This is a genomic window from Actinomadura monticuli, from assembly GCF_041463655.1.
Taxonomy (GTDB): domain Bacteria; phylum Actinomycetota; class Actinomycetes; order Streptosporangiales; family Streptosporangiaceae; genus Spirillospora; species Spirillospora monticuli.
Map to the genome: position 1 here is coordinate 26,810 of NZ_JAXCEI010000022.1, position 13,010 is coordinate 39,819.

The 13,010-nt window shown below is 69.0% G+C and carries 9 protein-coding genes; all 9 read left to right on the plus strand.

Annotated elements, in window-relative coordinates; genetic code table 11:
• The first annotated feature begins 1 nt into the window (after position 1).
• The 9 genes from SM611_RS33390 to rpoB all read left to right on the plus strand — a co-directional run bounded on the left by SM611_RS33390 (position 2) and on the right by rpoB (position 13,002).
• On the plus strand, positions 2 to 1,309 hold the full coding sequence (locus tag SM611_RS33390) for an MCE family protein (protein ID WP_371954326.1): 1,308 nt from the start codon (positions 2 to 4) through the stop codon (positions 1,307 to 1,309).
• Positions 1,306 to 2,337: an MCE family protein gene (locus SM611_RS33395; RefSeq protein WP_371954327.1), complete on the plus strand. Its 1,032-nt coding sequence runs from the start codon at positions 1,306 to 1,308 to the stop codon at positions 2,335 to 2,337. Before SM611_RS33390 ends, SM611_RS33395 begins: the two co-directional genes overlap by 4 nt.
• Positions 2,338 to 3,387 carry an MCE family protein gene (locus tag SM611_RS33400; protein WP_371954328.1) on the plus strand — a complete coding sequence of 350 codons (1,050 nt, stop codon included), beginning with the start codon at positions 2,338 to 2,340 and terminating at the stop codon, positions 3,385 to 3,387.
• A 14-nt stretch (positions 3,388 to 3,401) separates the two neighbouring features.
• On the plus strand, positions 3,402 to 4,697 hold the full coding sequence (locus SM611_RS33405; RefSeq protein WP_371954329.1) for an MCE family protein: 1,296 nt from the start codon (positions 3,402 to 3,404) through the stop codon (positions 4,695 to 4,697).
• Positions 4,694 to 5,983, plus strand: a complete 1,290-nt coding sequence (locus SM611_RS33410; RefSeq protein ID WP_371954330.1) for an MCE family protein — start codon at positions 4,694 to 4,696, stop codon at positions 5,981 to 5,983. The genes SM611_RS33405 and SM611_RS33410 overlap by 4 nt, the downstream gene beginning before the upstream one ends.
• On the plus strand, positions 5,980 to 7,437 hold the full coding sequence (locus tag SM611_RS33415) for an MCE family protein (protein WP_371954331.1): 1,458 nt from the start codon (positions 5,980 to 5,982) through the stop codon (positions 7,435 to 7,437). The genes SM611_RS33410 and SM611_RS33415 overlap by 4 nt, the downstream gene beginning before the upstream one ends.
• A 10-nt stretch (positions 7,438 to 7,447) precedes the next feature.
• Complete coding sequence (locus SM611_RS33420; protein ID WP_371954332.1) at positions 7,448 to 7,936, plus strand: Rv1363c family protein; 489 nt, start codon at positions 7,448 to 7,450, stop codon at positions 7,934 to 7,936.
• Positions 7,937 to 7,938: 2 nt separating this feature from the next.
• Positions 7,939 to 8,931, plus strand: coding sequence for an Rv1363c family protein (locus SM611_RS33425; RefSeq protein ID WP_504230289.1), 993 nt, complete (start codon positions 7,939 to 7,941; stop codon positions 8,929 to 8,931).
• A gap of 594 nt (positions 8,932 to 9,525) precedes the next feature.
• On the plus strand, positions 9,526 to 13,002 hold the full coding sequence (rpoB, locus tag SM611_RS33430; RefSeq protein ID WP_371954334.1) for a DNA-directed RNA polymerase subunit beta: 3,477 nt from the start codon (positions 9,526 to 9,528) through the stop codon (positions 13,000 to 13,002).
• Positions 13,003 to 13,010: the final 8 nt, after the last annotated feature.

The window sequence follows — 13,010 nt, forward strand, 5'->3', positions numbered from 1 at the left end:
GATGAGCGAACGCGTGCGTTACCGGGTACTCGGCGTCTCCATGATCGTCGTCATCGCCCTGCTGCTGGCGCTGACCGTGGCGCTGTACAACAAGGCGTTCACGCCCGTGACCGAGGTGACGGTGAAGACCGAGCGGGCCGGGCTGCAGCTGCTGCCGCACTCGGACGTGAAGGTCCGCGGACTGATCGTCGGCGAGGTGCGCGGCACCGACGCGACCAGCGACGGCGCCGTCCTGCACCTCGCGCTGGACCCCGGCAAGGCGGAACTGATCCCGCGGAACGTGCAGGCGCGGCTGCTGCCGAAGACGCTGTTCGGCGAGAAGTACGTGGACCTGCAGATCCCGGCGCAGGCCGGCCCGGCCGGGCTGCGCGACGGCCAGGTCATCCAGCAGGACCGCTCGCAGGCCGCGATCGAGATCGACAAGGTGCTGAACGACCTGCTGCCGCTGCTGCAGGCGGTGAAGCCGGCGCAGCTGAACTCGACGCTGAACGCCCTCGCCACCGCGCTGCAGGGCCGCGGCGACCAGCTCGGCGAGAACTTCGAACAGGCGGACGCGCTGCTGAAGAAGATCAATCCGCAGCTCGGCACGCTGGTGCACGACCTGAACGGCCTGGCGGACGTCTCCGACATCTACGCCGCGGCGGCGCCCGACCTGCTGCAGACGCTCCGCAACATCAACGTGACCAGCCGGACGATCACCGACAAGAAGGCCACGATCGAGCAGCTGATCCCGGCGACGACCTCGCTGGCGCAGGACGGCGACGTGTTCATGCGGCACAACGGACCGAAGATCATCGGCGTGAACATCGCGAACCGGGACGTGGCGAGCCTCGTCGCCCGCTACTCGCCGTCGCTGCCGTGCGTGTTCGCCGGGCTGATGAAGATCAAGCCGGAGGCCGAGCGGGTGGCCGGCGGCGGCGGGTCCAAGACCTTCAACCTGACGGTCGAGATCGTCAAGCCGCGGCCGGGCTACAAGTACCCGCTGGACGCGCCGGAGGCCAAGGACCGGCGCAACCCGCGCTGCTACGGCCTGCCGAACCCGAAGATCCCGTCCCCCGACTACCTGGCCCTGGACGGGACGCAGGACGACCTGTGGTGGAAGAACCCCGACGACCCGAACGGCGGGGGCGGCAACCGCGGCCGGGCGCTGTCGAACGTGTTCGTCGACACCGGCTCGCTGACCCCGAAGCAGCAGATCAAGAGCGTGCTCGGCCCGCTGACCCGGACCCCCGCCGATGAGCTGTCCGACGTGTCGGAGCTGATGTTCGGGCCGCTGCTGAGCGACGGATCGGTGGTGACGATCAAGTGAAGACGACGGGCGCGGCGGTCAAGCTGCTGACCTTCGTGGTCATCACCTCGGTGGCCACCGGCGTGCTGGCCATGACGATCTCCAACATGCGCTTCCGGGACACCCGCGAGTACAAGGCGGTCTTCTCGGACGTGGCCGGGCTGCTGGACAACGACGACGTCCGCATCTCGGGCGTCCGCGTCGGCCAGATCGAGTCCATCAAGCTGTACAAGGGCGACAAGGCCGAGGTGACGTTCAGCGTCGCCGAGGACGGCCCGCTCAAGGCGGGGCTGCCGTCGACCACGCAGGCGCAGATCCGCTACCGCAACCTGATGGGCCAGCGGTACCTCGCGCTGACCGACGGCGCCGGCCAGGCCAACGACTACCTGAAGCCGGGCGGGACGATCCCGATCGGCCAGACGAAGCCGGCGCTGGACCTGACGACCCTGTTCAACGGCTTCCGCCCGCTGTTCACCGCGCTGGAGCCGAAGGACGTCAACACCCTGGCGATGCAGATCATCCAGGTGCTGCAGGGCGAGGGCGGGACGATCAACAGCCTGCTCGCGCACGTCGCGTCGCTGACCAACACGCTCGCCGACCGGGACCGCGTCATCGGCCAGGTGATCGACAACCTGAACACGGTGCTCGGCACGATCGACGAGCGGCACGACCAGGTCGACCAGCTCGTGCGGGACCTGCGCGGCTTCGTCAGCGGCGTCTCCGGCGACCGCAAGGCGATCTTCGACTCGGTCGCGGCGATCAACGACCTGACCGGCACCACGCAGGACCTGCTGGCGGACGCCCGGCCGGACCTCAGGAACGACATCGCCGGGCTGCGCAAGCTCGCCGGGACGTTCGCGGCCAACGGCGACGCGATCGACGGAGGGCTCAAGCGGTCGCCGAAGCGGCTCGAAGGGCTCGTGAACATCTCGTCCTACGGGTCCTGGTTCAACATGTACATCTGCGGCCTCGACGCGCGGGTGCGGCTGCCGGGCGGACCGGTCTACCAGACGCCGGCGATCGTGAACGAGAACGCGAGGTGCAAGTAGATGAGGATCCCGTTCCGGGAGCGCAACCCGGTCCCCATCGGGCTCTCCGCGTTCGCGATCATCGCGGTGCTGCTGGTGCTGGCGATGAACCTGGAGAGCATCCCGTTCGTCGCCGGCGGCAGGACGCACACGGCCGCGTTCAAGGAGGCGGCGGGCCTGAGGCCCGACGAGGAGGTCCGCATCGCGGGCGTCAAGGTCGGCAAGGTCACCGCCCTGGACCTGGACGGCGACCACGTCAAGGTCACCTTCCGGGTGGACGACGGCGTCAGGCTCGGCGCCCGCACCGAGGCCGGCATCAAGATCAAGACGATCCTCGGCGCGCACTACCTGGAGCTGACCCCGCGCGGCACCGGCAGGCTCGGCCGCAACATCCCGATCGAGCGGACCCACACCCCGTTCGAGGTCGTCCCCGCGATCAGCGAGCTGAGCCAGCGGGTCAGCGCGATCGACGTCAAGCAGGTCGCCAAGTCGTTCGACGTGCTGTCGGACACCTTCAAGAACTCGCCGGAGGAGGTCCGGGCGTCGCTGCAGGGCCTGCGGCGGCTGTCGAACACGGTCGCGTCCCGCGACGACGAGCTGCACGAGCTGGCCGGCAAGGCCAAGGACGTCTCGGAACTGCTCGCCAACCGCAACCAGGACTTCGCCAAGCTCGTCCAGGACGGTGACAAGGTCCTCCAGGCGGTGCAGGCGCGCCGCGCGGTGATCCACCAGCTCCTGATCAACACGGTCACGCTCTCGCAGCAGGTGAACGCGCTGATCAAGGAGAACGAGCAGCAGCTGCGGCCGATGCTGGACAACCTGGCCAAGGTCAACAGGATCCTGCTGAAGAACCAGAACAACCTGGACCGCATCCTGCAGCTGTTCGCGCCGTTCGCGCGGCAGTTCTCGGACGTGACCGGAACCGGGCGCTGGTTCGACTCCTGGATCCAGAACCTCCTCCCGATCCCGGCCTCCATCCAGGACCCGCCGGGGAGCGGCGGGACGACGACGAAGAAGCAGGGCGGCCAGACCGGCAACCAGAGCAACAACCCGTTGCCGTTCCTCCCGTGAGCAGGCAGGTCACAGTGCGCAACTCAGGAACCATCCTCCGCATCGGCGGCGCGGTCATCGCCGTCGCAGTGCTGGTGGCCGCGCTCCTGCTGATCCTCCAGGAGCCGGAGCAGCGCCGCATGACGGCGTACTTCACCAAGACCGTGGGCCTCTACAAGGGCGCGGACGTCCGCATCCTCGGCATCCCGGTCGGCGAGGTCACGAAGGTCGAGCCGGTCGGCGACGCCGTCAAGGTCGAGCTGAGGTACGACGCCAAGTACAAGGTGCCCGCCAACGCGCAGGCCGTCATCATCAACCAGACGCTCGTCGCCGACCGCTACATCCAGCTGACGCCCGTCTACAAGGGCGGCGCCGTCCTCGCCGACGGCGCCACGCTGACCACGAGCCGCACCGCCGTCCCGGTCGAGGTCGACCAGGTCGGCGGCAGCCTGAGCGACCTCAGCAAGGCGCTCGGCCCGGAGGGCGCCAACGCGCCCGGCGCGAACGGCCAGGAGGGGTCGCTGTCGCGGCTGCTGCAGGTCGGCGCCGCGAACCTGGAGGGGCAGGGCGACGACATCCGGGCGACGATCGCGGACGCTTCCAAGGCGCTCAGCACGCTGAGCACCGACCGCGGCGACGTCGCCGCGACGATCAGGAACCTGCGGATCATCACCGACGCGATGAAGGCGAACGACCAGCAGATCAAGTCGTTCACCGGGCACCTCAACGGGGTGTCGGCGCAGCTCGCGGGGGAGAAGGAGGAGCTGTCCGCGGCCCTCAACACGCTCGCCCCGACGCTGCGGAACGTGCAGCGGTTCGTCAAGGACAACCGCGACGAGCTGTCGTCGAGCGTCCGGCAGCTCGCCCAGATCACCGGCGTGCTGGTGAAGGAGAAGGACGCGCTCGCCGAGATCCTCACCGCCGGGCCGCTGGCGGTCAACAACCTGGCCCGCGCGTACGACCCGATCAGCGGCACGATCCACACCCGCGACAACTTCCGCCAGTTCCACGACCTGGCCGACTGGATCTGCTCGCTGGCGTACTCGGTGGGCACGCCCGCCAAGGAGTGCCTCGACTTCGTCAAGCCGTACAACGGCATCGGCAAGGCGCTGACGGGCTTCAGCCTCGACCTGTCCTGGATCACCGCGCTGACCACGCACTACGACCCGGTGCCGATCCCACCGGACGCCTACGGCCCGCAGGGCCGGGCGAGCGCCAAGACGGGCGGGACCGGCACGGCGAACGCCAAGACGAACCAGACCGCGACGGCCGGGACGCGCACCAGCAAGCCCGGGGACCTCAGCGCGCTGCTGCCGGGAGGTGGCCGATGAGCAGGAGACGGCCGATGCGCCGCGCCCACCTGCTGGGCGCCGCCGCGATCGCCGCCGCGACGGCCCTGTCGGGCTGCTCGTTCAACGGCGTGGAGTCGCTGCCGCTGCCCGGCGGCCCCGACCTCGGCTCGAACCCGACGACCGTGAAGATCGAGTTCGCGAACGTGCTGGACCTCGTCCCGCAGTCGGCGGTCAAGGTCAACGACGTGTCGGTGGGCAAGGTCGACGACATCAAGCTGGCCGGCGGCGGGCCGGGGCAGGTCGGCGGCTGGCACGCGCTCGTCACCGTCAAGGTGCGCGGCGACGTGCGGCTCCCCGACAACGCGATCGCGACGATCGGCCAGACGAGTCTCCTCGGCGAGAAGTTCGTCCAGCTCGAACCGCCGAAGAACGAGGCCCCGGTCGGGCGGCTCGGCAGCGGCGACCTGATCCCGCTGAACCGCACGTCCCGCGGCACCGAGATCGAAGAGGTGCTGTCGGCGATGTCGCTGCTGCTCAACGGCGGCGGCCTGGAGCAGGTCTCCACGATCAGCCACGAGCTGCAGGCCGCGATGGGCGGCCGCGAGTCCACGATCCGGTCGGTGCTGGAGCGGGTGAACACCTTCGCCGGGACGCTCGACCGCAACCGCGCCGCGATCACCCGGGCGCTGGACAGCATCGACCGGCTGACCGGCAAGCTCGCGGACGAGCGCAAGACGATCCAGGACACCATCGACGAGACGGGCCCCGCGATCGACGTCCTCAACCGCAACCGCGCCGACCTCACCAAGATGCTGGTCGCGCTGAACAAGCTCAGCCGCACCACCACCACCGTGATCGACCGGTCGAAGGCCGACCTGCTGGCGAACCTGCGGGACGTCGACAAGATCCTGCGGAACCTCAACAAGGCGGGCAACGACCTGCCGAGGTCGCTGGAATCACTGATCACCTTCCCGTTCCCGGCGACGTTCGAGAACGTCATCGCGGGCGACTACGGCAACGTGCGGCTGACCGTCGACCTGGACTTCGAGTCCATCGCGCGCAACCTGCTCGGCGGCACCGACCTCGAAGGCATGCTCGGCAGCGGCAAGCAGATGCGCAACATGCTGCAGGTCCCGAACGTGACACTGCCCGACTCGCCGCTCGGCGTGCTGCCGCAGACTCCGGCCGGCGCCACCGGGGGCCTGCCGGCCCCCGCCCCCAAGAAGACAACGTCCGGCACGCCGGCACCGCGGCGGACGGGCGCGCTCGCCCCGGAGCCCGGTGACGGCGGCCTGCGGACCCTGATGACGGGGGGCCTCTCGTGATCCTCAAGCGCGGCGTCATCGTCCAGCTGATCGCGTTCGCCGTCATCACGGTCGTCGGCGTGGCGATCGTCTCGGTGAACTACATCGGGCTGGGCCGCGACCTCCTCGGCAAGGAGTACGTCGCCTACGTCGACCTCACCGACTCCGGCGGCGTGTTCACCAACGCCGAGGTCACCTACCGGGGCGTCCCCGTCGGACGGGTCGGGCCGATCGAGCTGACCAAGGACGGCATCCGCGTCAAGCTGCTGCTCGACCGCGGCGAGCGGATCCCCCGCGACGGCACCAAGGCCATCGTGGCGAACCGGTCGGCGGTCGGCGAGCAGTACATCGACCTGGAGCCCACCAAGAAGAGCGGCCCCTACCTCGACGAGGGCGCCGCCTACACGATCCCCAGGGACCGCACCACGCTGCCGGTGTCCACCGCCGAGCTGCTGCGCAACGTCGACTCGCTCGTCGGGTCGGTCAACACCCGGGACCTCGGCATCATCGTGGACGAACTGGACAAGGCGTTCTCCGGCTCCGCCGAGGACCTCCAGTCGATCCTGGACGACACCGACCGGCTGCTGAAGACCGCCGACGAGGCCTACCCCGACACCGAGCGGCTGCTGAACAACAGCGTCACCGTCCTGGACACCCAGCGCGGCCAGGCCGCCAACATCCAGGGCTTCGCCCGGAACCTGAACGACCTCACCACGTCCCTGCGCAACGACGACCCCGCCCTGCGCAGGACGATCGACAGCGCGCCCGGCGCGGTGGACGAGGCGCACAAGGCCATCAACCAGCTCGCGCCGACCCTGCCCACCCTCCTGGCGAACCTCACCACGACCGGCCAGATCATCACGTCCCGCCAGGCCGGCCTCCGGTCGCTGTTCATCCTGTACCCGGTGACGGTCGCCGGCGCGTTCACCGTGACGCCCGGCGACGGCACCCAGCACCTGGGCCTCGCGCTGAACATCGACGCCCCGCCCGCCTGCACCAAGGGCTACGAGAAGGTCAAGCACCGCTGGCCCCAGGACACGTCCAAGAAGACGCCGACCCTGGACGCCGGGTGCAAGGCCCCGGGCAACGCGGAGACCGCGGTGCGCGGCGCCCGCAACTTCCCGAAGAACGAGATCCTGCCGTTCCCGCGGGTCCCGGCGGGCGCCACGGCGGGCGCCGGGTTCCCCGAGGGCGGCGCGTCCGCCACCGGCGAGGACGGGAAGTCGCAGGCCAAGGGCAACGGCGACGCCAAGACCAAGGCCGCGGCGGCGGCCCCCACCGGGCAGCTCGCCGACGGTCAGCTGACCTTGTCGTATCCGGCCGATTCAGTGGAGTTCGCTGGATACGATCCAACGACCGGTGCGGTCTACGGGCCCGACGGCAAGCGATACGTCATGCCGCGCAGCGCCGGAACCCGTCAGTTGGGAGAAGAATCCTCGTGGAAGTGGCTCCTGCTCGGACCTCTGAGCCAGTGAGGCGGACACGATGAGGGCCCGCCTACCGCTGGTCACCGCCATCACGCTCAGCGTCATCGTGGTCGGCCTCGCGATCGCGTCCGGCTGGCTCGGCGTCGTCACCCTCCGCAACAAGGACGAGGCCGACCAGAAGGCCAAGGCGATCCAGTCCGCGCGGCAGATGGGGGTCAACCTCATGTCGCTCGACGCCTCCACCGCGCAGCGCGACCTCGACCGCATCGTCTCCGGCACCACCGGCGACCTGAAGAACAAGCTGGCGAGCCAGTCGAACGCCTTCATGCAGCAGGTGACCCAGGCCAAGGCCAAGTCGACCGTCAGCGACGTCGAGGCCGCGCTGGTCTCGATCGACGGCGACTCCGCCGAGGTGATGGTCTCCCTCAACGGGACCGTCACCAATGACAAGGTCAAGAACGGTACGCCGCAGGGCTACCGCTACCAGATGGACCTCACGCGGGTCGACGACCGCTGGCTCGTGTCCGGACTGGAGGTTGTCCCGTGACGATGCTCGGCCGGGGCAAGCGCTCCGCTTCGGACAAGAAATCGGACAAGAAGAAGCCCGACGCCAACGCCGACAAGACCACGAAGGCGGACAAGGCGACTAAGGCCGATAAGGACGTCAAGGACATCAAGGCGATTAAGGCCGAGGAGGCGGCCGAGGCCGCCCGGCTGGCGGAGGAAGCGGCCGCGAAGGCCCGCGAGGCGGCCCGGCTGGCCCAGATCGCCGCCGACGAGGCCGCCGAAGCGGAGGCCGAGACCGAGGTCGCGGACGAGCCCGAAAAGCCCGCCAAGTCCCTGGAGAAGCCCAAGACCCCCCGGAAGGCGTCCGAAGTCGCGCCCGACCCCGAAAACGCGCCAGAGGACGACTCAGCGCCGTCCACGGACGCTTCGGTCGATTCGGAAACCGGCGACGCCGAAGACGAGGACGACGAGGCGACCGAGGCGACCGAGGCGGCCGAGGAAGCCGGGGACGACGTCGGCGACGGGGACGACGAGCCCCGGCGGTCCCGCCTCGGCGGCGTCTCGACGGTGATCGCCGTCCTGGCCGTCCTGACGCTCGCGCTGGGCGCCGCCACCACCGCGCTGTACCTCAAGGTCGGCGAGCAGAAGGCGGCCGAGCAGGCGGGCAAGGAGGCGTCGATGGCGTCGTCCCGCGCCGCCCAGAAGCTCTCCTCGTACGACTACCAGACGCTCGACGCCGACCTGAAGGCCGCGTCCGCCACCACGACGGGCAAGCTCCACACCGACTACGAGAAGCTCGCCCAGGAGCTCCGGACCGTCGCCGTCCAGCAGGGGGCCGTCTCCAACACGACGGTGATGAAGGTCGGCGTCGTGAGCGCGACGCCCGACAAGGTCGTCACCCTCGTCTACGCCAACCGCTCGTCCGCCACCAAGAACGACAAGCAGCAGCGCCTCCCCGAGCCGCTGCGCATCAAGATGACGATGGTCAAGAAGGACGGCAAGTGGCTCGCCTCCGAGCTGACCGTCATCTCCTAGCCCCCTGCCCCGGAGAACCCCGTGGCCCTCAGGCCACGGGGTTCCCTTATGGGCGCGCCACAACCACCCTCTAGGACGTGCCACACCGCCCCTTCTCGGACTGGCGCGCGAAGCCGTGCAGAAGACAGAAGCGGCAGCCACGGGCGGGCACGCGGAGGGAGCGCCGGCGACCGGAGCGGGCATGCCCGCCGACGCAGGCGACCGCAGCGACGCCCCACCCACCAGCACAGGCACAAAAACCGCAACAGCGGCGTGAGGATCGCCTGCGTCGCGACGGGAGGCTCGGGGGGTCGCCCTCCCCGGTAAACTATGGCGTTCCTCACTGCAGGTCAGGGCCCGAAAAGTCCAAGTCCGCTCTTGACTGAGAGGCGCTGAGGGGCGATGCTCCATGGCAACGTGATGCATACTGCGGCGCTAGAGTTGCGAGCGGTGTACCAGTCGGCTACACTGCCCCTTTGCGCTGCCCTCTGACTATCCGCGTGTGAGTGCACCCCTGCAGGGGCCTGTCATGGACCCCGAAAACGCAGGTCTCGGACGTGGATCGTCTGGCGTGCGTGTCGTCAGTTACGCCGCGAGCCCTCGGAAGGACCACTCTTGGCAGCCTCGCGCAACGCCTCGAATACCGCAACCGGTCCGCACCGCGTCTCCTTCGCGCGCATCAAGGAGCCGCTCGAAGTCCCGGACCTCCTTGCACTGCAGACCAACTCCGTTGACTGGCTGCTGGGCAACGAGAGGTGGAAGGCCCGGGTCGAGGCGGCCCAGAAGGCCGGAAGTAAGAGCGTCCCGACCCAGTCGGGGCTGGAGGAGATCTTCGAAGAGATCAGTCCCATCGAGGACTTCTCCGGAACCATGTCCCTCTCGTTCCGCGACCACCGGTTCGAGCCGCCCAAGTACTCCGTCGAGGAGTGCAAGGACAAGGACATGACCTACTCCGCCCCGCTGTTCGTCACGGCGGAGTTCATCAACAACACCACCGGTGAGATCAAGAGCCAGACGGTGTTCATGGGCGACTTCCCGCTCATGACCCCGAAGGGCACCTTCATCATCAACGGCACCGAGCGCGTCGTCGTCTCCCAGTTGACCCGATCGCCCGGCGTCTACTTCGACCGCGCCCTCGACAAGGCGTCCGACAAGGACATCTACGGCTGCCGGGTCATCCCGAGCCGCGGCGCCTGGCTCGAGTTCGAGATCGACAAGCGCGACAACGTCGGCGTGCGCATCGACCGCAAGCGCAAGCAGCCCGTCACCGTGCTGCTCAAGGCGCTCGGCTGGGACGAGGCGCGCATCCGCGAGCGCTTCGGCTCCTACGAGTCGATCAACGTCACCCTGGAGAAGGACCACACGTCCGGCCAAGACGATGCCTTGCTGGACATCTACCGCAAGCTGCGTCCGGGCGAGCCGCCGACGCGCGAGTCCGCGCAGACGCTGCTGGAGAACCTGTACTTCAACCCGAAGCGCTACGACGTCGCCAAGGTCGGCCGCTACAAGATCAACAAGAAGCTCGGCCTGGACCTCGACATGCGGCAGGGCACCCTGACCGAGGACGACATCGTCGCCACGGTCGAGTACCTGGTCCGGCTGCACGCCGGCGAGGAGGAGGCCACCCTCGGGGCCGTCCCGGTGCCGATCGAGGTCGACGACATCGACCACTTCGGCAACCGGCGCCTGCGCACCGTGGGCGAGCTGATCCAGAACCAGGTCCGGCTGGGCCTGGCGCGCATGGAGCGGGTCGTCCGCGAGCGGATGACCACCCAGGACGTCGAGGCGATCACGCCGCAGACGCTGATCAACATCCGGCCGGTCGTCGCCTCCATCAAGGAGTTCTTCGGCACCAGCCAGCTGTCGCAGTTCATGGACCAGACCAACCCGCTGGCCGGGCTGACGCACAAGCGCCGGCTGAACGCGCTGGGTCCCGGCGGTCTGTCGCGTGAGCGGGCGGGCATGGAGGTCCGCGACGTCCACCCGTCCCACTACGGCCGCATGTGCCCGATCGAGACGCCGGAAGGCCCGAACATCGGCCTGATCGGCTCGCTCGCCGCGTTCGGGCGGGTCAACCCGTTCGGGTTCGTCGAGACGCCGTACCGCCGGGTCACCGACGGCGTCGTCACCGAGCACATCGACTACCTGACCGCCGACGAGGAGGACCGCTTCGTCATCGCGCAGGCCAACTCGCTGCTGAACGACGACGGCACCTTCGTCGACGACCGCATCCTGGTGCGCCGCAAGGGCGGCGAGATCGAGCTCGTCCCCGCCCGCGAGGTCCAGTACATGGACGTCTCGGCGCGGCAGATGACCTCGGTCGCCACCGCGATGATCCCGTTCCTGGAGCACGACGACGCCAACCGCGCGCTCATGGGCTCCAACATGCAGCGCCAGTCCGTCCCGCTGCTGCGCAGCGAGGCGCCGCTGGTCGGCACCGGCATGGAGTACCGCGCCGCGACCGACGCCGGCGACGTCATCACGGCCGAGAAGGCCGGCGTCGTCGAGGAGGTCTCCGCCGACTACGTGACCGTCATGAACGACGACGGCACGCGGAACACCTACCGCGTCGCCAAGTTCAAGCGGTCCAACCAGGGCACCTGCTTCAACCAGAAGCCGATCGTCGACGAGGGCGCGCGGGTCGAGGTCGGCCAGGTCATCGCCGACGGGCCGTGCACCGACAACGGCGAGATGGCGCTCGGCAAGAACCTCCTCGTGGCGTTCATGCCGTGGGAGGGCCACAACTACGAGGACGCCATCATCCTCAGCCAGCGCCTGGTGCAGGACGACGTCCTCTCCTCGATCCACATCGAGGAGCACGAGGTCGACGCCCGCGACACCAAGCTCGGCCCCGAGGAGATCACCCGGGACATCCCGAACGTCTCCGAGGAGGTCCTCGCCGACCTCGACGAGCGCGGCATCATCCGCATCGGCGCCGATGTCGTCCCCGGCGACATCCTGGTCGGCAAGGTCACCCCGAAGGGCGAGACGGAGCTGACCCCGGAGGAGCGGCTGCTCCGCGCGATCTTCGGTGAGAAGGCGCGCGAGGTCCGCGACACCTCGCTGAAGGTGCCGCACGGCGAGCAGGGCAAGGTCATCGGCGTCCGGGTGTTCTCCCGCGACGACGGCGACGAGCTCCCGCCCGGCGTGAACGAGCTGGTCCGGGTGTACGTCGCCCAGAAGCGCAAGATCACCGACGGCGACAAGCTGGCCGGCCGGCACGGCAACAAGGGCGTCATCTCCAAGGTGCTCCCGGTCGAGGACATGCCGTTCCTGGAGGACGGCACCCCGGTCGACATCGTCCTGAACCCGCTGGGCGTCCCCGGGCGCATGAACGTGGGCCAGGTCCTGGAGACCCACCTCGGCTGGGTCGCCTCCCGCGGCTGGAAGGTCGAGGGCGACGACGCCGAGTGGAAGCGCGCTCTGCGGGAGATCGGCGCCGACGAGGCCGCCCCGTGGACGAACACCGCCACGCCGGTGTTCGACGGCGCCCGCGAGGACGACGTCACCGGGCTGATCGCGAGCACGCTGCCCAACCGCGACGGCAACCGCATGGTCGAGCCCGGCGGCAAGGCGCGGCTGTTCGACGGCCGCACCGGCGAGCCCTACCGCGACCCGATCTCGGTCGGCTACATCTACATCCTCAAGCTGCTCCACCTGGTCGACGACAAGATCCACGCGCGCTCGACCGGCCCGTACTCCATGATCACCCAGCAGCCGCTCGGCGGTAAGGCCCAGTTCGGCGGCCAGCGCTTCGGTGAGATGGAGGTCTGGGCACTGGAGGCGTACGGCGCCGCCTACGCGCTCCAGGAGCTGCTGACCATCAAGTCCGACGACGTCCTCGGCCGCGTGAAGGTGTACGAGGCCATCGTCAAGGGCGAGAACATCCCCGAGCCCGGCATTCCCGAGTCCTTCAAGGTGCTCATCAAGGAGATGCAGTCGCTGTGCCTCAACGTCGAGGTGCTCTCCAGCGACGGCATGTCCATCGAGATGCGCGACACCGACGAGGACGTCTTCCGCGCCGCGGAGGAGCTCGGCATCGACCTGTCCCGCCGTCCTAACGAGGGCGCGATGAGCGTCGACGAGGTCTGAGAACTCAA